Annotated in this window: 17 protein-coding genes; 13 read left to right on the top strand and 4 right to left on the bottom strand. The window is 27.2% G+C overall.

Annotated features, from left to right (window positions below; genetic code table 11):
- The first annotated feature begins 194 nt into the window (after nt 1-194).
- From EIH23_RS01665 to ptsP, 6 genes are all read left to right on the top strand, one after another.
- The gene (locus tag EIH23_RS01665) at nt 195-1106 is read left to right on the top strand and encodes a patatin-like phospholipase family protein (RefSeq protein ID WP_122638470.1); all 912 of its coding nucleotides are present in this window, start codon (nt 195-197) and stop codon (nt 1104-1106) included.
- Between the two features lie 53 nt (nt 1107-1159).
- The gene (locus EIH23_RS01660) at nt 1160-2926 is read left to right on the top strand and encodes an Eco57I restriction-modification methylase domain-containing protein (protein WP_243113294.1); all 1767 of its coding nucleotides are present in this window, start codon (nt 1160-1162) and stop codon (nt 2924-2926) included.
- 69 nt (nt 2927-2995) lie between these two features.
- Nucleotides 2996-3340: a hypothetical protein gene (locus tag EIH23_RS01655; protein ID WP_122638469.1), complete on the top strand. Its 345-nt coding sequence runs from the start codon at nt 2996-2998 to the stop codon at nt 3338-3340.
- Between the two features lie 133 nt (nt 3341-3473).
- Nucleotides 3474-4691, top strand: coding sequence for a patatin-like phospholipase family protein (locus tag EIH23_RS01650; RefSeq protein WP_122638468.1), 1218 nt, complete (start codon nt 3474-3476; stop codon nt 4689-4691).
- Nucleotides 4692-4752: 61 nt separating this feature from the next.
- The gene (locus EIH23_RS01645; RefSeq protein WP_122638467.1) at nt 4753-5013 is read left to right on the top strand and encodes an HPr family phosphocarrier protein; all 261 of its coding nucleotides are present in this window, start codon (nt 4753-4755) and stop codon (nt 5011-5013) included.
- A 243-nt stretch (nt 5014-5256) separates the two neighbouring features.
- Nucleotides 5257-6969 carry a phosphoenolpyruvate--protein phosphotransferase gene (gene ptsP / locus EIH23_RS01640; RefSeq protein ID WP_122638466.1) on the top strand — a complete coding sequence of 571 codons (1713 nt, stop codon included), beginning with the start codon at nt 5257-5259 and terminating at the stop codon, nt 6967-6969.
- A gap of 119 nt (nt 6970-7088) precedes the next feature.
- On the opposite strand, the gene yeiL is transcribed toward ptsP, so the two are convergent.
- The gene (yeiL, locus tag EIH23_RS01635; RefSeq protein ID WP_122638465.1) at nt 7089-7772 is read right to left on the bottom strand and encodes a transcriptional regulator YeiL; all 684 of its coding nucleotides are present in this window, start codon (nt 7770-7772) and stop codon (nt 7089-7091) included.
- Between the two features lie 122 nt (nt 7773-7894).
- Between yeiL and EIH23_RS01630 the strand changes: the two genes are divergently transcribed.
- On the top strand, nt 7895-8884 hold the full coding sequence (locus EIH23_RS01630; RefSeq protein ID WP_243113293.1) for a BMP family lipoprotein: 990 nt from the start codon (nt 7895-7897) through the stop codon (nt 8882-8884).
- A gap of 69 nt (nt 8885-8953) precedes the next feature.
- On the opposite strand, the gene EIH23_RS01625 is transcribed toward EIH23_RS01630, so the two are convergent.
- On the bottom strand, nt 8954-9274 hold the full coding sequence (locus EIH23_RS01625) for a hypothetical protein (RefSeq protein ID WP_122638464.1): 321 nt from the start codon (nt 9272-9274) through the stop codon (nt 8954-8956).
- A 391-nt stretch (nt 9275-9665) separates the two neighbouring features.
- Nucleotides 9666-10571: a DUF4097 family beta strand repeat-containing protein gene (locus EIH23_RS01615; RefSeq protein ID WP_122638462.1), complete on the bottom strand. Its 906-nt coding sequence runs from the start codon at nt 10569-10571 to the stop codon at nt 9666-9668.
- A 586-nt stretch (nt 10572-11157) separates the two neighbouring features.
- On the opposite strand from EIH23_RS01615, the gene EIH23_RS01610 reads away from it, so the two are divergent.
- The 5 genes from EIH23_RS01610 to EIH23_RS01590 all read left to right on the top strand — a co-directional run bounded on the left by EIH23_RS01610 (nt 11158) and on the right by EIH23_RS01590 (nt 18365).
- Nucleotides 11158-11601 (top strand): MarR family winged helix-turn-helix transcriptional regulator, encoded by a 444-nt coding sequence (locus EIH23_RS01610; protein ID WP_122638461.1) that lies wholly within the window; start codon nt 11158-11160, stop codon nt 11599-11601.
- Nucleotides 11602-11627: 26 nt separating this feature from the next.
- Entirely contained in the window at nt 11628-13358 is a 1731-nt protein-coding gene (locus EIH23_RS01605; protein WP_122638460.1) for an ABC transporter ATP-binding protein, read from the top strand.
- Nucleotides 13351-15171 (top strand): ABC transporter ATP-binding protein, encoded by a 1821-nt coding sequence (locus EIH23_RS01600; RefSeq protein ID WP_206425631.1) that lies wholly within the window; start codon nt 13351-13353, stop codon nt 15169-15171. The genes EIH23_RS01605 and EIH23_RS01600 overlap by 8 nt, the downstream gene beginning before the upstream one ends.
- Nucleotides 15172-15347: 176 nt before the next feature.
- Entirely contained in the window at nt 15348-17318 is a 1971-nt protein-coding gene (locus tag EIH23_RS01595; RefSeq protein WP_122638459.1) for a sensor histidine kinase, read from the top strand.
- Nucleotides 17319-17915: 597 nt separating this feature from the next.
- Complete coding sequence (locus EIH23_RS01590; protein ID WP_122638457.1) at nt 17916-18365, top strand: flavodoxin; 450 nt, start codon at nt 17916-17918, stop codon at nt 18363-18365.
- Between the two features lie 84 nt (nt 18366-18449).
- On the opposite strand, the gene EIH23_RS01585 is transcribed toward EIH23_RS01590, so the two are convergent.
- A complete protein-coding gene (locus EIH23_RS01585; RefSeq protein WP_122638456.1) occupies nt 18450-19334 on the bottom strand; it encodes a LysR family transcriptional regulator in 885 nt (294 codons plus the stop codon).
- A gap of 135 nt (nt 19335-19469) precedes the next feature.
- On the opposite strand from EIH23_RS01585, the gene EIH23_RS01580 reads away from it, so the two are divergent.
- Nucleotides 19470-21098: an FAD-dependent oxidoreductase gene (locus EIH23_RS01580; RefSeq protein ID WP_122638455.1), complete on the top strand. Its 1629-nt coding sequence runs from the start codon at nt 19470-19472 to the stop codon at nt 21096-21098.

Raw genomic sequence — 21098 nt, 5'->3', positions numbered from 1 at the left:
GGTCGAAAACGGGCAAAAGTTAATATAAAATCCAAGTCATGCAGCTTAAGGGATGCTGCTAATGGCTTGGATTTTATATTTAACTTCTGCCTTTTTGTTTTGCTACGTTATTAATTATTTTGGGGGTGGGGGAACAATTGGTGTTAAAAAAGATATATTAGAGTAGTAGCATATATTTTTTAGGAGTGAGATGTATGGGTGATTCTACTTTTAATATTGTTAATTTTGATGGTGGTGGTCTTAGAGGGCTTTTGAGTATTAGTTTGTTTGAGAGAATTCAAAGGGAGTTTCCTGATACTTTAAAGAGGACGGATATGATTGGTGGTACATCTACAGGAAGTTTGATTGCTTTAGGGTTGGCTTATGGATTAAGCCCTAGAGAAGTTAGAAATATGTATTCTGATGAGAATGTTAAGTATATATTTGATAAGTCTTATTCTGAAATGTTAAGACCTAAGTATGATAATAAACATCTTAGAGATGTTTTACGTAAAGTTTTTCCTGAAAAGTTAAAGTTGAAAGATCTTAAGAAGTTAGTTGTTATACCTTCTTTATATATTGGGAATGAGACTAGTGAGTGGAAGCCTATATTTTATAATAATTTACCAGATTCTCCAACTGAGAATGCTAGGGTTATAGATGTAGCTATGTGTAGTAGTGCTGCACCTGTATTTTTTCCTACTTATGATTGTCATATAGATGGAGGTATTGTTGCAAGTGATCCTAGTTTAGCGACTATAGTTTATGCCCTAGACCAAAAGTTAGGGAAAAAACCTGAGAATATTAGACTTTTATCTATAGGAACTGGATATCTTTATAATAGTATAAAACATGATACTACAGGTTGGGGTGCTATTGATTGGGTTATAAGTAAAGAGCCTTATTTTCCTATTATATCTGTTACCTTAGAAGGTAATAGTCAAACTAGTCAATTATTTTCAAGTATGCTTTTAGATGAAAATTATCATAGATTAAATCCTAGAATGAATAAAGATATTGGTATGGATGATGTAGAGTCCTTGGATTATTTGAAAAATTTAGGTAAAGACTATAATATAGATGAAACAATTAAGTGGATGAGTACTAAGTGGAATAGACTAGGTTAATATTGTGCTATAATAAATAAAGGAGAAGTTAATATCATATTTTGGAGGAAAATATGAAGCACAATTTAGGGGAAATGGAAATAGAGATAGATAATTTTTATAGTTCAAAAAATTATGAACAAAGCTTGGAAATAGAGTTTAGAAAATCTAAGGGGATTTACTATACTCCAAAAGTTATAGTAAATTATATTATGGAAAAAACACTAAAAAATCATGATATAGTTAATAACCCATGTCCGAGAGTGTTAGATATGTCTTGCGGATGTGGGAATTTTTTATTACAAGCATATGATATTTTATATGATTTACTTGAAGAAAATATTTTTGACTTAAAAGAAAAGTATAAAAGTGATTATTGGTGTTTAGAGAATATCCATAAACATATAGTAGAAAATTGTATTTTTGGAATTGATATAGATAGTAATGCTATAAAAATTTTAAAACAAAGTCTTTGTGATAAAGATACAAATATTAATAATATAGTTAATGAAGATTATAATTACAATATTTATAATGATGATGGGTTAAAAAAAGAATGGGAATTTAAGTTTGACTATATAGTTGGCAATCCACCATATGTAGGTCATAAGTCATTAGATAAAGAATATAAAAAATACCTTATAAAAGAATTTAATCAAGTTTATAAAGATAAGTCTGATTTATATTTTTGCTTTTATAAAAGAGCTATAGATTTACTTAATGATAATGGTGTTATGTCTATGATTACACCAAGATATTTTTTAGAAAGTCCATCAGGTAATTCTTTAAGACTTTTTATTAAAAACAATGCCTCTATTAAAGAGATAGTGGACTTTTTAGGAGCTAAAGTTTTTAAAAATGTAGGTATTGCAAGTTGTATAATTACAATGAGTAAAATTTTAAACTCAAATAATTACATAGATGTTTATAAGGCAAAAAATGAAGATATAAAAATTAATGAATTAGAAGATTTAAATAGTTTATTAAATAGTTTTGAATTTGATAAATTTAGCTTAAATCAAAAATTACTAGATAAAAATTGGATTATAACGAATAGTAAAGACAGAGAGTTTTACAATAATATAGAATCAATATGTGAATATTCTTTAGGAGATATTGTAAATAGTTTTCAAGGTGTTATTACAGGTTGTGATAAAGCATTTATTATAGATGGTAACAATAAAAAAGATGTTCCAGATAATATTTTAAAAGTATGGGTAAAAAATAAAAATATTAAAAAATATGTAATAGAAAAAAGTAATTATAATTTAATATACTCTAATGATATAGATAATCAGGATAATTATAAAGAAGTAATAGATAAATTTATAATGCCATATAAGTCAAAATTAGAAAATAGACGTGAATGTAAAAGGAATGTAAGAAAGTGGTATGAGTTACAATGGGGAAGGGAAAAATCATTATTTGAAAGAATAAAAATAATGTATCCATATAAATCTAAATGCAATAGATTTGCTATAGATTATAGTAATTCATATTGTAGTGCAGATGTATATTCTTTTTATATAAAAGATGAGTATATAAATGAATTTTCTAATGAGTATTTAGTTGCTATACTAAATTCTAATATATATGATAGATATTTTAAAATAAATGCTAAAAATATGGGAAAAGAAATTTACGATTATTATCCTAATAAAGTTATGGAAATTAAAATATTTAAGGATGATAATTATGAAGAAATAGAAAGTAAATGCAAACAAATATTGAAAATTTTGTATAATAAAAATTTATATGAAGAATATGAATTTTATCATGAAGAAATTTGTAAACTAGAATATGAAATAAATGATTTAATAAAAAGTTCTTTGAAATTATAGAGTATATTCACTAATACATAGCTCGTTTCATATAATCTAAAGAATATCTTAATTTAAGGGGGCAAAAAAATGATTATATCTAGGGTGTCAGAAGGCGAAAAAAGAGTATATGTGGATGTTAGTGGGTATATAACAAAGAAAGATGCTAGAGAATTTTTAAATAAATATAAAAGTATGAGTAGAGGAATGAATTTTTCACAATATAACTTGGTAGTTAAACCAGGTGTATTTAAATGTGAAGATAATAGCGATATAAGAACTACTTGTATGACATTTTTAAAATCAGGTTATAGAAAAATTTATATAATTGATGAAGATAATCAGTTTACAAGAACTTTAAATCTTAAACCTATGGAGAAAAAATTGTTTTTTAAGTCTGTAAAGGTTATTCCTGATGAAAGTTTAATTAAATAAATTTATTATGTAAAATTTCAAATAATATATAAAAATTATGAAAGATATGTACTTTTGAATAAAGTTTATGGTAAAATATAATTAAATTTTTAGAAAAGTATATATCTTTCTAAAAATAGATATAGGTGGTAATATGAAGGGTTTAGTTTTAGAAGGTGGAGGCACTAAAGGTGCATACCAAATAGGCGCTTATAAAGCCCTAAAAGAACTTGGAGTTGAATTCCAAGGCGTATCAGGAACATCTATAGGAGCTTTAAATGGTGCATTTATAATTCAAAATGATATTGAAATAATGGAAGATATCTGGAGAAATTATGATTATACTAGTTTTATGAATATAGATGAAGAAACATATGAAAAATATAAAGACTTGGATTTTACTGCAAAAAACTTTAATGTTGTAATAGAATTAATAAATAAAGCAAGAAAAAATCAAGGTATAGACATAACACCTTTAAGAGAAATGCTTGAAAAGAATATTAATGAGGAAGCTATTAGAAATTCTAATAAAGATCTTGGTATCGTTACCGTACATTGGGATAAAAAGTTTAAACCTCATCAGCTTTTTCTTGAAGATATACCAGAAGGTAGACTGGTAGACTACTTAATTGCAAGTTCAAGTCTTCCAATATTTAATTTGGAAAAGATGGATGACAAGCTTTATTTAGATGGGATGTTCTCAGATAATATACCAGTAAAGCTTTTAGTTGATCGAGGCTATGATGATATAGTTGTTATTAGATTAGTGGATGATTTTCTTGGCAAAATGAACTTAAATAAGTTTAATGATAAAGATATAAACATAAAAATAATAGTTCCATCAGAACCTTTAGGCGGATCTTTAAATAAAGATAAAGAAATAGTTGAAAAAAATATACTTTTAGGTTATCTTGATACTATGAAGGCTTATGATAGATATGAAGGAGTTAAATATTACTTCAATCTAGATTATAGATATGATGAAGACTATTGTTTCGAAAAATTTAAAAACTTAAAAAAAGAAACTATAGAAGATTTGTGTAAAACACTTGGAATAAAAAGAGAAGCATCTCGTAGAACATTATTTGAAAATGTTATACCAAAAATAGGTGAAGTATTAAATCTTCCCAAAGAATTTTCATATAAGCAATTATTTTATTCAGTGTATGAGCAAAAGCTTCAAGAAAACGGTATTAATCGTGTAAACCTGTATGATTTTTCCAAATTATTAGGTACAGTTCATAAAAACTATAAATCTAATAGTAATAGTGAAGAAATTAACGAAAATAAAGCGATTATACCTGTATCAAAAAGTAAATTACCTAAGGTTGTAACCTATCAAATTATAGGTGACTTTAAAAGCCAAGGATAATTATATAAAGCTAATAAAGTAAATAAATACTTTAATTATAAATATTTTGGAGGTTCAAAAGATGGAAAAGATAGTAAGTATAAAAAATGCAAGTGGGTTACATGCTAGACCAGCAGGAATGTTTGTTAAGAAAGCTGCTGAATTCAAAGCTACAGTAGAAGTTATAGCTAAAGGAAAAACTGTAAATGCTAAATCTATAATGGGAATAATGAGCTTAGGATTAGGTAAAGGTGATGAATTAACAATATCTGCTAAAGGTGAAGATGAAGAAGCTGCTGTTAATACTTTAGTTGAATTAATAGAAGGTGGATTTGGAGAGTAATAATTAGTCTCTTAAAATTAGAGAGTTATATGCTTATTGACAAGTGGGTGACATATAAAATATCGCACATGCAGCTGAAAAGATGCTGCGAATGTACGATATTTTATATGTTCACCCTTTGCTAGTAAATTTATAGCTCTGATAATTTTAATAGATTAAGTTATTACTTTTGTATTTATAGTGAGGAATAACGAAAAGGAATTTATATATAACAACAGGTTATTTTTTAGGAGGAATATTACTATGTTTAGAGGAACAGGGGCGTCTCCAGGGATTGCTATAGGAAAAGTATTAGTTGTAGAACACAGTGAGTTAGAAATAGAAAAAAAGTCTATTACTAATGTTGATGAAGAAGTTGCTAAGCTTGATAAAGCTGTTGAAATATCAAAAGAAGAGTTAACTAAGGTTAAGGAAAAGGCTTTAGTTGAACTTGGAGAACATGAAGCTCAAATATTCGAATCTCATTTATTAGTTTTAGAAGATCCAGAATTAATAGATACTGCTAAAGCTAAGATACAAGATGAGTTAGTTAATGCTGATTTTGCATTAAAAGAAATAAGAGATATGTTCGTAGGTATGTTCGAATCTATGGATAATGAATATATGAGAGAAAGAGCAGCAGATATAAAAGACGTTACTAATAGAATAATAAGACATTTAGTAGGGGCTAAAATAGTTGATTTAGCAGCTTTAGAAGAAGAAGTTATTTTAGTTGCTCATGACTTAACACCATCAGATACAGCTACTATGAATAAATCTAAGGTGTTAGGATTCTTAACTGATATAGGTGGAAGAACTTCTCATACTGCAATAATGGCAAGAACTTTAGAAATAGCTGCAGTAGTAGGTCTTACAGATATGACTACTAAAGCTAAAGATGGAGACTTTATAGTATTTAATGGAGATACAGGGGAAGTAATATTAAATCCTGACGAAGAAACTATAGCTAAATATACTCAATTAAAAAATGAGTTTGAAGAATATAGAAAATCATTAGAATTATTAAAAGGGAAATCTTCAGTAACTTTAGATGGTAGACATGTAGAGTTAGCTGGAAATATAGGAAGTCCAAAGGATGTTGAAGGTCTTATAAAGAATGATGCTGAAGGTGTTGGTCTTTATAGAACAGAGTTCTTATATATGGATAAAGAAGATGCATTCCCAACTGAAGAAGAGCAATACGAAGCTTATAAAGCAGTTTTAGATGGAATGAATAATAAGCCTATAGTAATAAGAACATTAGATATAGGTGGGGATAAAGAATTACCATACTTTGAAATGGAAGAAGAAATGAATCCATTCTTAGGATACAGAGCTATAAGAATATGTTTAGATAGAAAAGATATATTCAAAACTCAATTAAGAGCTTTATATAGAGCTAGTGTACATGGTACATTAAGAATAATGTTCCCAATGATATCATCTTTAGAAGAACTTTTAGCTGCTAAAGAAGTAGTTGAAGAAGTTAAAGGTGAATTAAAAGCTGAAGGAATAGCTTTTGCTGATAATGTAGAAGTAGGTATGATGATAGAAATACCATCTGCTGCTGTTATATCTGATATATTAGCAAAACACGTTGATTTCTTCTCAATAGGAACTAACGATTTAATACAATATACTTGTGCAGTTGATAGAATGAATCAAAAGATAAGTTATCTTTACAACCAATTTAACCCAGCTGTACTTAGACTTATAAAAACAGTTATAGATAATGCTCATAAAGAAGGAAAATGGGTAGGAATGTGTGGAGAATCTGCAGGAGATCAAAGAATGATACCAATACTTCTTGGATTTGGTCTTGATGAATTCTCTATGTCACCAATATCTATACTTCCAGCTAGAAAGTTTATAACTTCTGTAAATTATGAAGATATGAAGAAGTTTGCTGATGAAGTATTATCTATGGGTAAAGCTGAAGAAATAAAAGCTCACGTAGAGAAAACTTTTAATATGTAATAGATTCCCTCAACGGCCGGGGGCAAAATCAAAAAATCCTAGACTAGCAGCTGGAAAAATGCTGCGAAAGTCTAGGATTTTTTTGATTTTGCTCCCTTTGCCTAATGTTTGCGAATATATTACTGATATAAATCTCCTGCTAGTTTTTCTAGTTTTTTTATGTTTAGGATTGTTATGTCTTTTCCGTCTTTTTTTATTATTTTTTCACTGCAGAATTTATCTAGTACTCTCAGTAGGTGTCTGTAGCTTGTGCCTAGTTGTTCTGATATTTGGGTTAGGGTATCAGAACTGTTGTCATATCCTTCTTCTGTTGAGTATGTTGCTAGGATGTAACTTGCTAGTCTGTTTTCTAGTGGATATAGCATGTTTATTGAACTTGATAGTGACGCACTTGATAGTTTGAACGCTAGCTGTCTACATGTATATGATAAAAATTTTGCATCGTTTAAAGCTACTTTTTCTATTATTTCCCTTGGTATCGCTAAGCATAGGCAGTCTTTTATTGCTTGTATGTTGCAGTCTATTGTTGTGTTGTTTAGTATTTCTGTATCACCTATTATTTGTATTGGTGAGTAGAATCTAATTAGTAAGGATTTTCCGTTTGGTGCGCTTATATAAACTTTTGCTCTTCCTTTTAAAAAGAAATATAGGTGATTTAACTCTTCACCTGACGAACAAATATGTTCTCCTTTTTTAAAGTGATATAATTCCATGTACTTAGTCATATCTGTATTGAACATCTCATTTATATTGCATTTATTTATATAGTAATTTAATTTAGATTCATTATCTATTTTAAACATTTTTTAATTCTCCTAAAAAAATATTCGATAATATGACAAATGTCATATTATGTCGCTGTCACTATCTGATATTATAACAAAGCGAGATAAATGTAAATAGTATTTACTAGGAGGAATAGTACGTGAAGAAAATATTATGCTTATGTACAACTTTAATGCTAGCTATGTTAGCTTTAGTAGGTTGCTCAAGCTCAAATGAAAGTAATGATGATAAAATAAAAGTAATCATGGTAACAAGTGTTGGTGGAGTAAATGACCAAAGTTTTAACCAATCATCTTGGGAAGGTTTACAACAAATAAAAAAAGATTTCGATAATATAGAAGTAAGTTATATAGAATCAAAGCAAGAAGCTGAATATGCAGCTAATTTAGAAACAGCTGTTGATGATGGTGCTGATTTAATATTAGCAACAGGTTTCCCATTACAAGATGCAGTATTAAAAGCAGCTAAAGATTATCCAGAGCAAAAGTTTGCTATAGTTGATGTTGATTATGGTGATGAGACTCCTGATAATGTTGCTTGTATATCATTTGCAGAAGAACAAGCAGGATATGTTGTTGGTTTAGTAGCAGGTAAGGAAACTAAAACTAATAAAGTTGGATTTATTGGTGGAATGGATAATGTAGTTATAGAGAGGTTTGAAGCTGGATACAAGGCTGGAGTAGCTGAAGCTAACCCAGATTGTGAAGTTAAAGTTCAATATGCAAATACTTATTCAGATCAAGCTAAAGGAAAATCAATAGCTCAACAAATGTATTCTAATGGAATAGATATAATATTCTCTGCAGCAGGTGATACTGGTGTTGGTGCAATAGAAGCAGCTAAAGAGCAAAATTTATTTGCAATAGGTGTTGATAGAGACCAAAGTAGTTTAGCTCCAGAAAACATACTAACTTCAGCAATGAAGAAAGTTAATGAAGGTGTTTACAATGCAGTTAAATTATTAGCTGAAGGTAAATTTACAGGTGGAACAACTTTAAGATATGGATTAGAAGATAACAGTATAGGATTAGCTCCAACTACTGATAACTTATCTGAAGAAACATTAAACTATGTAAATGGAAAAATAGAAGAAATAGTAAATGGAAAAATAATAGTTCCAAATAAATAGGAAATTATTTTATATATGTAATAATAATTAAAAAAAGTATATCTGCAAATGCAGGTATACTTTTTTATTTTAATATGGACAATCTGGACATCCGTGCCCACAACACATGCTAAGTTCCATATTTTTAGGTGTAATATGAATGTTATTATTTTCATCTAAGTCTATTTTAATATCACCATATTGCATATATTCATATTGACTTAATAAAAATGTAAGATCATCTATTTTATAAACTAAATCATCATCTTTTGGAGAATCTAAAGTCATATTAAAATTAGGACCTTCAAATCCAACGCCAGAAAAATAAATTCTTATGTTATTTCCAACGCCATTAAGTTCTTTTATCTTATTTTTTATATTAAAAAGAGATTTATCATCTATTGCAATCATTAAATAATCCTTTCTTAATGTCCGCAGCCAGAGCAACCTCCACCGCAACCATCATCGTTAGAATTTTCAGGAGATACTTTAAATCCATAACCAGTGTCTTTTATCATCATATCTCCATATTGCATATAATCAGATTTACTCATTATAAAATGAATATTATCTACAGTATATGTTTCATCATCACTTCTTTGCTCATCCAGAGCAAGGCCAAAAGATGGCCCACCTCAACCAATGCCTGCAAAATAAACTCTTATTTTTGCATCAGGATTTTTATCTTTTAAAACATCTTTTAAAGCTAGAGTAGCTTTTTCATCTAAAGTTACCTTCATTTATTTCATTCCTTTCTAAAAATATATTTATAAGTATTATTCCTAAATCTGCTTATAGATATTTAATAATTTTTGTTTATTTTTATATCCCCACATCCACATTTTACTTTTAATATATTTTTAGGATTTTTACCAATACTATTAGACTTGAAGTCTGTATCAACTTCACCTATATCACAAGAAGTATCTAGTAAAAATTTATTTTCCTTTTGTATATTAACAGTAATATCACCTATACTTGATGATAATTCTGTATTTCCAGTTAAATTAGAGATACCACATTTTATATCACCAGTAGTAATATTTATATACCCTTGACCTAGTAAAGTTGAAACATCTACAGAACCAGTATTTAACCCTATACCATAACTATTTGCAGATAAGTAGTTTATATTCATATCTCCTGTACTACTTTCAGCTATAAATGATTTACAATTTACATTTTTATCTATATTAACATCTCCAGTAGATAAATAAATTTCAAGATTTTCTAAGTTTAAATCAGATGTAAAATTAATATCACCAATAGAAAGAGTAACATTTAAGTTTTTATTATAAGAAGAAGGTAAGTAAATTAAAAGTTCTCTTTTAAATGACTTAGCAACTGAATTTATATCTAGTTTTGAATTTCTGTAAATATTTATTGAATTATCGCCTTCTTCTATTTTTAATTGCTCCTTTTCAGATAACTCTCTATTGCATTTTTCAACTATTTTAATTTTATCTTCTGTATTTTCAAGGAATGTAACATCATCAACATCTAGGTCTAAATTTATGTCATTTATATTTTTTAAGCTTAATTTACTTTCAGATACAACGTTTAAATCTTTACTATAATTAATATAATTAGATTTTATAGCACTAAAAACTTCTTGCTGGGAATCTTTTGAATTTGTGAAAACACAAACTAAACCAAGTGTTATTGCAGAACAAAAAATCATTTTAAAAATATTAAATCTTCTTCTCATATTCTTTCTCCTCTTTAGTAATAAAAGTAAGCCTTCATAACTTATCCTATTAAGGCTTCTATTAAAAAAATAATCTATGAGTATGACTATATAATTTATAAACAAGTAAAGCACAACAATAGAAATATATATAAATTAAGATATACATTTTCTTATTTTGTATTATTTACTATATTCATATTTATAGTCATATAAATTGTGATGAAAATATTTATTTTTATTGTCTGAAATATAAAGCATAACTGAAATGATGTATTTATTTTTAAGATTTATTTTAGATAAGATTAGAATTTATTAGGTCATTAAAAATTTTTTGAGATTTAAGCTTGTCTATAATAGAATAGTATTTTAATATTAGCTAAATGTCAATTTATTACAGAAACAAATGTAATAAATTTTACTATTTCTTTTATTTATAATAGGAAGTATAACTATATTATATATATTAGGTAAAATATACATGTTGAATAAAACATAATAATAGAAATGATAATTATTTACAATACAATTTTATTATGATATTATATTAAACGTTAGAGTGCTAATGATTAGCCATCTAATTAATTTTAGAAATGGAGTAAAACAAATGAAAAAAAATCATATAAGACCAAATACATTACATTCTACTTTAATGAAATTACATAGAGCTCATAAAAAAAGAGCTAGTCACATGTTTAAAGAAGTAAACTTAACAGAAGGTAAACCAAGGCTTTTAGATTTCTTAGTTAATAATTCAGGTTGTAGTCAAAGAGAATTAGCAAAGTATTGCAAGATAGAACCAGCTACAGCTACAAGTATATTAGCAGGAATGGAAAAAGAAGGACTTATATATAGAGAGAGAAATGCTAATGACAAGCGCATCTTAAATGTATTTCTAACAGAAAAGGGTATAGATGCACAAAAAAAAGTTGAAAAAGTATTTTTAGAGTTAGATGATATTTGCTTTGAAGGTTTTAGTGAAGAAGAAAAGTTAGAAACTATAAAAATATTAAATAAATTACATGACAATTTAATTAAGCACAAAGAGTAAATTTTAATAAGTAAGGAGAGATTGAATTGATAAAATTACTGAAATATCTAAAAGGTTCAGCAGTAGTATGTGCAATTTTAGCACCTTTAGCAATGTGCTTAGAAGTTGCAATGGACTTACTACAACCAACGCTTTTGTCAAATATAATAGATATTGGTGTTGCTAATGGCGATTTAAATTACGTATTAGTAGTAGGTATAAAGATGGTAATTGTTGCAGTAATAGGATTATTTGCAGGAGCAGCATGTTCTTATTTAGCAGCAGTAGCATCGATGAAATTAGGAGAAGGTGTAAGAGAAGGTCTATTTAATAAGATACAAACTTTATCATTCTTAGAATTAGATAAATTAAAAACATCCTCATTAATAACAAGACTTACAAATGATGTAACTCAGCTTCAAATGATGATGAATATGTCACTTAGAATGATGGTAAGAGCGCCACTTACAGCAATAGGTGGTTTAGTTATGGCTATAATTTTAAGTAAACAATTAGCAAGTATTTTCATAGTAGCATTACCAATAATACTTGTTTCAATTTTATTTATAATAAAAAAATCATTGCCACTATTTACATCAGTACAGCAAAGAATAGATAACATAAACACAGTAATGCGTGAGAGTATACTTGGTGTTAAGGTTATAAAAGCATTTGCTATAGAAAAAACACAAGGTGAAAGATTTAATGAAGCTAATGACAACTTAACTAATGAAAGTATAGCTTCACAAAATATGAACTTAATACTTTGGCCAATCGCTACATTAATAATGAACTTAACAGTAGTAGCAGTACTTTGGTTTGGTGGAAATATGGTTAATAATGGAGACCTTGAAATTGGTAAGATAATGGCATTTATAAATTACTTACTTCAAATAATGGGTTCTGTAGTTATGGTAATAAATATAATGCTTACATTTTCAAGAGCAAGTGCATCAACTACTAGAATAAATGAAGTTTTTGAAACTGAAAGTAGTATAAAAGATAAAGAAGATAATGTTGATGTAGAAAACTTTGATATAGAGTTTAAAAATGTTTACTTTAGATACAATGAGCACAGTGAAAATGTATTAGAAGATATATCATTTAAAGCTAAACAAGGAGAAACTATAGGAATTATAGGTTCAACTGGTTGTGGAAAGAGTTCATTTGTAAACTTAATTCCAAGACTTTATGATGCAACAGAAGGTGAAATCTTAATAGGTGGAACTAATATTAAAAATATAAAATTAAATCATCTTAGAGATAACATAGGTATAGTTCTTCAAGAAAGTATATTATTTGGAGGAACTATAGAAAGTAACTTAAGATTTGGAAAAAATGATGCAAACAACTTAGACATGGAAAGTAGCGCCAAAGATGCTCAAGCTTATGAGTTTATAATGAACAAAGAAAATACTTATAAAAGTGAAGTAGAACAAAGGGGGAAAAACTTATCTGGAGGACAAAAGCAACGTTTATCAATTGCTAGAACTTTAATAAGAGACCCTAAAATATTTATAATGGATGATTCATCAAGTGCATTAGATATGGCAACAGAAGCTAAACTTCAAAATTCTATAAAAAATAGAATGAAAGACTCTACAGTACTTGTAATAGCTCAAAGAATATCTGGAGTTATGGATGCAGATAAGATTATAGTTATGGATGATGGAAGAATTTCAGATATAGGAACACATGATGAATTACTAAGAAGAAATGACATATACAGAAGTATAGCTGTTTCACAATTAGGTGAGGAGGTGCTAAAAGTTGTCTAGTAAAGGAATTTCTTTAGATAGACCTGGAAGAGGTCCAGGAATGCACATGGTAAAAAGTAATGAAAAATTAAATAACCCAAAAGAAGCAATAAACAGGTTATTAAAGTATATAGGAGGTAAAAAAGGTTCTTTAGTATTAATATTTGTATTCTGTGTAATAACAACAATCGTTAGTATATTAGGAACTAAATTAAATGGAGATATAGTAGATAAGTATATAGCAGTAGGAGATATAAGTGGTTTATATAGAATTTGTATTGTGCTTATAGGAATGTATGTTGTAGCAACCGTATCTACATTTATTCAAAATAGATTAATGGTTAGTATAGCTCAAAAAACCTCTGCAGATATAAGAAAAGATTTATATTCAAAAATGCAACACTTACCATTAAGCTACTATGATACTCACTCAAGTGGAGATTTAATGAGTAGACTTACAAATGATATAGACAATATAAATATGACTTTATCTCAAAGTATAACTCAGTTAATATCAGGAGTTATAAATATAGTTGGTATGCTTATAGCAATGCTTATGTTAAGTCCCAGTTTAACAATAATAGGACTACTAACTGTTCCTATAACAATATTTGGAACAAGAAGCATAATGAAATATACTCAACCTTTATTTATAAAAAAGCAAAGAGACTTAGGTAAACTAAATGGATATATAGAAGAAATGGTATCTGGTCAAAAAGCAGTACTTTTATTTGGTCAAGAAGAAAATGTTAAAGAAGAATTTAATAACATAAATCAAAGTATAACTAAAAGTGCAATACTTGCAGATGTACTTTCAGGTTGTATGGGACCATTAAATAACTTTATAAACAACTTAACATACTTAGTACTTGCAGTATGTGGTGGTGTATTTATATTAAAAGGAATGAATATAACAGTTGGTGTAGTATTTTCAATAATACTTTATATGAGAAACTTCAATCAACCAATAAATCAAATTCTTAATATATCAAACTCACTTCAAGGAGCTTTAGCTGGTGCTGAAAGAGTATTTGAAGTTATGGATGAAAATCCAGAAAAAGATAAAGAAGATGCAATACATGTAAATGACTTACAAGGTGAAGTCAAATTAAAAGATGTAGAGTTCTCTTACAATAAAGATAAAAAGATATTAAATAAAATTAGTTTAGATGCTAATAAAGGTCAAACTATAGCAATAGTAGGTCCAACTGGTTCTGGTAAAACTACTGTTATAAACTTATTAAATAAATTCTATAACATTGATAGTGGTACTATAACTATAGATGGAAAAAACATAGATGATTTTAGCATGGAAAGTTTAAGAAAATCAGTAGCAGTTGTATTACAAGATACTTATCTTTTCTCTGTTAGTGTTCGTGAAAACTTAAGATATGGAAACTTAAATGCAAGTGATGAAGAAATAATTAAGGCTGCTAAACTTGCCAATGCACATCATTTTATAATGCAACTTGAAGATGGATATGATACAGTACTTTCTGATAATGGAAGTAACTTATCTCAAGGTCAAAGACAGTTACTTGCAATAGCAAGAGCGATACTTTCAAAATCATCAATACTTATACTTGATGAAGCAACTTCGTCAATAGATACAAGAACTGAAGTTGAAATACAAGAAGCTATGGTTAACTTAATGAAAGGAAAAACTACTTTCATAATTGCTCATAGATTAAGTACTATAAGAAATGCAGATAAGATTCTTGCTCTAAAAGATGGAGAGATAATAGAAGAAGGAAATCATGATAAGTTACTTGAGTCTAATGGATTCTATGCTAACTTATATAATAGTCAATTTAGAAGTGGATTAAGTATATAATTTTATAAAAATAGGTGTAATTAATATTACGCCTATTTTTATTTTTAAAATATTATTTTTTATAATTTAGGAAACTCAAACTTTTTTGAATTTTTATAATTTTGATTAACCATAAATTTCTTTTTTTGATATAATAGAAAATAGTCGTTAAATGTATAATAAAGGGATAAATAAAAATGGAAAAGATAAAAGGTAAAATAATAAAGGTATTATTAGTGTATTTATTTGTATTTCTAAGCAGCACAGATGCTAGTGCAGAAAATAGGCAAAAAGTTTTATATATAAGTTCAGGATCTCCTACATATACAGGTACTCAAAGTCAAATGCATGGGTTTGATGATTTTTTAAGAGATGATTATGAAATATACTATGAGTATATGAATACATTTAAATATCCAAAATTAGAGCGAGAAGAATCATTTTACTCCTTATTAAAATATAAACTTGAGGTGTATCCGGATTTTGATGCAGTTGTATTTGTTGATGATATTGCTAGTTCATTTGGGTTAAAACATAAAGAATTATTTGGGGAAAGTAAGTTATTTTTATCCAGTGTATTAGATGAAAGAATAGTTGAATATTCAAAGAATAATGGGATTGAATGTGTAATTAAAGAGTTTAAGCCTATTGTAGATAATGTAAATATTATAGGTCAAATATATAGAAATACTAGAAGTATGAAAACTTTGACCTTAATTACAGGACCTGAAGATATATATAAAGAAGAAATTGATGAATTTTATTCATTAAAGGAAAAATTTCCAAGGTTGAAGTTTGAAAATAAAACGCTAGGATTTAAGAGTGAAGAAGAACTACAGGATGCTTTATCAGAATACTCAAAAGGAAAAGACATTATATTATTTTATATGCCAAATAGTTCAGCTTCATCACAGGATGTAAAAAATACAGAAACAAAACTATGGTCAGCTAATCAAATTTTGAATTGTATAAAAAATGTAACCAATGCACCAATATTTACAACTATTCGTGAAGGTATAGAATATGGAATGTTAGGTGGATATACTACAGACTTTTACAAGATGGGTAAGGTTACAGGAGAGGTAGTAAAGGATTCTCTAGAATCTACTGGTAAATATAACAGTTTAGTAGAAGGTAAGGAAACTAGTACTTTAATATTTAATCAAAAACAAATGACTAAAAACTTTATAAGTAAGTTACAATTACCTGACGATGCTGAATATATATATGAAGCAGAAGAATTTATAGACGCTTATACAGAAGAGCTTATTACAGCTATTATTACATTTCTTATACTTTGTTTAATAATAGCATTTTTAATTAATCAACAAAAAATAAATAAAGATATAAATAAAAAGTTACAGGAATCTAAAGAAATAGCTGAAAAGGCCAATGAAGCTAAAAGTAATTTTATAACTAATATAAGTCATGAATTAAGAACACCCGTTAATGTAATATCATCATCATCACAACTTATAAAGAGAAATCTTGAAATTAAAGGAGAAATAAACAAAGAAAGTTTAATTTCTAATATTAATATGATACAACAAAACTCTTCAAGATTAATAAGACTTATAAATAATATTATAGATGTTACAAAATCAGATAAGGGTTCTAGCTGTATAAACCTTCAAAATACAGAAATCATAAGTCTTATAGAAGATACTGTTCTTTCAGTAGTTCCATTTGCTGAAAATAAAAACTTAAACTTAATTTTAGATACTGATGTAGAAGAGCTTATTATGGCAGTAGATATAGATAAGATAGAAAGAATTATACTTAACTTACTTTCAAATGCAATAAAATTTTCTTATGATAAAGGAACAATCTTAACTCATATAGGAATAGAAGAAGATAATTTAATTTTTAGCGTAGAAGACGAAGGTATAGGAATAAAAGAAGAAAGTTTATCGAAAATATTTGAAAAATTTGTACAAATAGATGATAGCCTTACAAGACTAAATGAAGGTAGTGGTATAGGATTAGCTATAGTAAAATCATTTGTAGATTTACATAATGGATCTATAGATGTAAAATCAGAATATCAAAAAGGAAGCAAATTTACTATTAAGTTACCTATAAAGAAAATTGAATCATCAAAAATAATATATAGTTCAAATATAGAAACTAAAAATACAATAGCTGAACTTTCAGATATATATTTTTAATTAGTTAAATTTAATAAGAATGGCATACATAAAATTTATGTATGCCATTCTATTAGTTTTTTATTTAGCAATTCTTTTGTTGATATAGGCAATTAAATTTGTAATAGTAAAACCTATAAATAGTAAAAATAAAATTAATAAACAAGATATACTTAAAAATAAATTCATTGTCCCAAATACAATATACCATTCAGTGCAGGACAGTTTAAATGTAAAAAACTCTATAAGTGTAGATATAATACTAGAGATAATTATGACTAAGCTTATAATCATAATATATTTACTATAACTTAATCTTATATTTTTAAATTTACCCGTATCTCTACTTGTGTTTAATTTAGATAACACTCTACTAAATAAAAAACCAAGCACTCCAAATAAAAATATTAGAAAATAAATTTCATACATAAATATCCCCCTAAAGTACTGTAGATATACAGTATACAATAGATTGGGGAAATATAGAATATATAATTTAAAATGATAAGTAAAATCTATTGAAAATAAATATCAAAAAATACTTGACGTAGAGAAGATAAATAGCTATTATAAAATTAAGATGATAATGATTATCATTAATAAAAAGGAGGGCAAGATATGAGTAATAGAGTAAATATAATATACTGGAGTGGAACAGGTAATACAGAATTAATGGCTAAGTCAATTTACGATGGAAGTAAGGGTAGCGAAAATGTTAAGCTACTTTCAGTTGAAAATGCTAGTTTAGATGATGTAAAGGAAGCAGATATATTATTTTTAGGATGCTCATCTATGGGAAATGAAGAGTTAGAAGAAACAGAAATGGAACCATTTATGGAAAGTATATCAAATGATATAAGCGGTAAAAAGATTATATTATTTGGTTCATACGGATGGGGCGATGGTGAATGGATGCAAGATTGGGAAGAAAGAGTTAAAAAGTGTGGAGGAATCTTAGTTGAGCAAAGCATAATCTGTAATGAAGGTCCATCAAGTGAAGATATAGAAAACCTTACCAGCTTAGGTAAAAAATATACTTTATCAGTAGAAGCAAAGCAAGTTAATTAAATATAGAGTAGACATATAAATATCCATACTTATAAAATCAATTAATTTTATAAGTATGGATATTTCATTTACACAATAATTAAACTAAGTACTCATTAGAAAGTTATAAAAATTAGTATAATCATTAGTAAATATAGACTCTTTTAAAAAGATAAAATTAAATTCATGAGATAAAGACATATTATTTATATCTAATATTATTAATTCATTTCTTTCAATTTCTTTTTTTGCGGCTTTTTCATACATTATGGAAATGCCTAGGTTGTCTTTAACTAATTCTTTAATTACACTTATATTTCCAATTTCAATAACATGATTAAAGTTTCTATAAGAATAGTTGTTTTCATAAAGATACATTGTAAAAATTTCTCTACTTCCAGAACCTTTTTCTCTTAAAATTAATGTCTCGTTACATAAGTCTTCAAATGTAATTGATTTTTTATAAGATAATTTATTTAAAGGAGAAGCAACTACAACTAAATTCTCCTTACTAATAGGGTAAGTATTATAATCAGATTTATTAAAATGACCGTCAATTATTGCAAAATCTATACTACCTTTATTCAAGCTGTGAAGTAAATACTTTGTATTGTTTACAATCATAGAAATATTATTATTTGGATATAACTTAAGATATTTCTTTAAATAGGGAGTTAAATAAAACTCTCCAATAGTTCGAGTTGCACCAAAAACTAAGGACTTGCTTTTACTTTGATAATCTTTCAAATGGTGTTCTATATTAGTAGACATTGTTTGGAGTTTTTGAATAGAGCATAAAAAATCATATCCTTCTTCTGTTAAACTAAGTTTCTTACTAATATAGTTAAAAAGTTTTAAATTATATTTTTCCTCTAAATACTTTATATGTTGACTAACTGCTGGTTGAGTTATAGACAAGTTTTTAGCTGTTTTTGTATAGCTTTTAGTATCACATAAATCTATAAATGTTTTTAATCTAAAATCAATCATACCACTTCCCCCTATAAGAAAATTGTATATAAGAAGAATTTATAAATCAATAAATATTTATAATTTTACATTATATAAAAACCTAACTACAATTAAAGTAAATAATGATTAAAAAAATCTAAAAGGGTGATAAAAATGGATATTTTAGTTATAGGTGGTGTTGCAGCTGGTACTAAAACTGCTGCAAAATTAAAAAGAGAAAATAGAGATTTTAATGTAACTATTATTACAAACGGAAAAGATATATCATATGCAGGATGTGGCCTTCCATATTATGTAGGTGGAGTAATAGAAAATAAAGAAAGTCTTATAGTTAATACTCCGCAAACTTTCGAAAAACTTACCCAAGTAAAGGTTATTACAAATACACAAGCTCTAAAAATAAATAGAGATAAAAAAACTGTTAATACAAAAAATATTATAACAAATGAAGAAAAGGAATTTTCATATGACAAATTAGTTATAGCAACTGGAGCAAGTCCAATAAAGCCTAATTTGGAGGGGATAGATTTAGAAGGAATTTATTATGTAAGAACTCCAGAAGATGCAATTAACTTAAGAAGTATTATAGAAAAAGAAGATATAAAAAGAGCAGTAGTCGTTGGTGGTGGATTTATAGGTCTTGAAATAGCAGAAAACCTTTTTGAAAATAATATTAAAACTACTATAATAGATGCCAATGAAAACATACCTCCAGGTTTTGATAAAGAGGTATCATCATACATACAAGAAAGATTAATAGATGAAGGAATTATGGTACTTACAGATGAAAAAGTAACTTCTATAATAGGAGAAAAAAGAGTAAGTAAAATTAAAACAGATAAAAGAGTTATGAAAGCTGATTTAGTAGTAATGAGTGTAGGGATAAGACCTAATTCAAAAATAGCTAAAGATTGTGGATTAAGCTTAGAAAAAAATGAAACTATAAGTGTAAACTATAACATGCAAACAGATGATGAGGATATATTTGCAGTAGGTGATTGTGCATGTGTAAAAAATATAATAACTAATGAAAGTACTTGGTCACCAATGGGATCATCAGCTAATAAAGAAGGTAGATGCGTAGCAAGGACTATAGTAGGAAAAGAAAGTAGATTTAAAGGAGTACTTGGAACTTCAATTGTTAAAATATTAGATATAAGTGCAGCAAGAACTGGCCTTACTGAAAAAGATGCAATAGCTTTAGGTCATAATGTTGAAAGTGTAATAGTTCCACTAGATGATAAAGCTCACTATTATCCAGGTGCAGGATTATTATTTATAAAATTAATAGCTGATAAAAATACTGAACAGGTACTTGGAGCTCAAGTATTTGGAAAAGGTAGTGTAGATAAGCAAATAGATACAATTGCAACAGCTATTCACTTTAAAGCTAAGGTAAGTGATTTACAAGATTTAGACTTAGCATACGCACCACCATTCTCAACAGCAATATCTCCAGTAGGTCATGTTGCTAATGTTTTATTAAACAAGATTTATGAAAGTGTAAATATAATAAAATTTGAAGATTTTATAGAAAATCAAGATAGTTATAAAGTTGTTGATGTAAACAAAGCTCCAAGTATAGAAGATGCTATGTATGTAAATTTAACTGATATAGATGGTAAGGTAGATGGACTTGAATATGATGACAAAATATTATTAGTATGCCAAAGAGGGAAAAGAGCATATTTAACTTACAACAGAATGGAATATTACGGATATAAAAACTTAAGTATATTAGAAGGTGGATTATCACTAAACAAAGAAATGGGGGATTTATAA

Origin of the sequence: Romboutsia sp. Marseille-P6047 (genome assembly GCF_900604535.1) — a bacterium.
Taxonomy (GTDB): domain Bacteria; phylum Bacillota; class Clostridia; order Peptostreptococcales; family Peptostreptococcaceae; genus Romboutsia_E.
The sequence above is the reverse complement of the archived record's forward strand: the minus strand, read 5'-3'. Positions and strand labels throughout refer to the sequence as shown.

Coding starts and splice junctions, on each gene's coding strand:
- EIH23_RS01665 (WP_122638470.1), top strand. CDS start 195: ATGGGTGATTCTACTTTTAATATTGTTAATTTTGATGGTGGTGGTCTT.
- EIH23_RS01660 (WP_243113294.1), top strand. CDS start 1,160: ATGAAGCACAATTTAGGGGAAATGGAAATAGAGATAGATAATTTTTAT.
- EIH23_RS01655 (WP_122638469.1), top strand. CDS start 2,996: ATGATTATATCTAGGGTGTCAGAAGGCGAAAAAAGAGTATATGTGGAT.
- EIH23_RS01650 (WP_122638468.1), top strand. CDS start 3,474: ATGAAGGGTTTAGTTTTAGAAGGTGGAGGCACTAAAGGTGCATACCAA.
- EIH23_RS01645 (WP_122638467.1), top strand. CDS start 4,753: ATGGAAAAGATAGTAAGTATAAAAAATGCAAGTGGGTTACATGCTAGA.
- ptsP (WP_122638466.1), top strand. CDS start 5,257: ATGTTTAGAGGAACAGGGGCGTCTCCAGGGATTGCTATAGGAAAAGTA.
- yeiL (WP_122638465.1), bottom strand. CDS start 7,772: ATGTTTAAAATAGATAATGAATCTAAATTAAATTACTATATAAATAAA.
- EIH23_RS01625 (WP_122638464.1), bottom strand. CDS start 9,274: ATGATTGCAATAGATGATAAATCTCTTTTTAATATAAAAAATAAGATA.
- EIH23_RS01615 (WP_122638462.1), bottom strand. CDS start 10,571: ATGAGAAGAAGATTTAATATTTTTAAAATGATTTTTTGTTCTGCAATA.
- EIH23_RS01610 (WP_122638461.1), top strand. CDS start 11,158: ATGAAAAAAAATCATATAAGACCAAATACATTACATTCTACTTTAATG.
- EIH23_RS01595 (WP_122638459.1), top strand. CDS start 15,348: ATGGAAAAGATAAAAGGTAAAATAATAAAGGTATTATTAGTGTATTTA.
- EIH23_RS01590 (WP_122638457.1), top strand. CDS start 17,916: ATGAGTAATAGAGTAAATATAATATACTGGAGTGGAACAGGTAATACA.
- EIH23_RS01585 (WP_122638456.1), bottom strand. CDS start 19,334: ATGATTGATTTTAGATTAAAAACATTTATAGATTTATGTGATACTAAA.
- EIH23_RS01580 (WP_122638455.1), top strand. CDS start 19,470: ATGGATATTTTAGTTATAGGTGGTGTTGCAGCTGGTACTAAAACTGCT.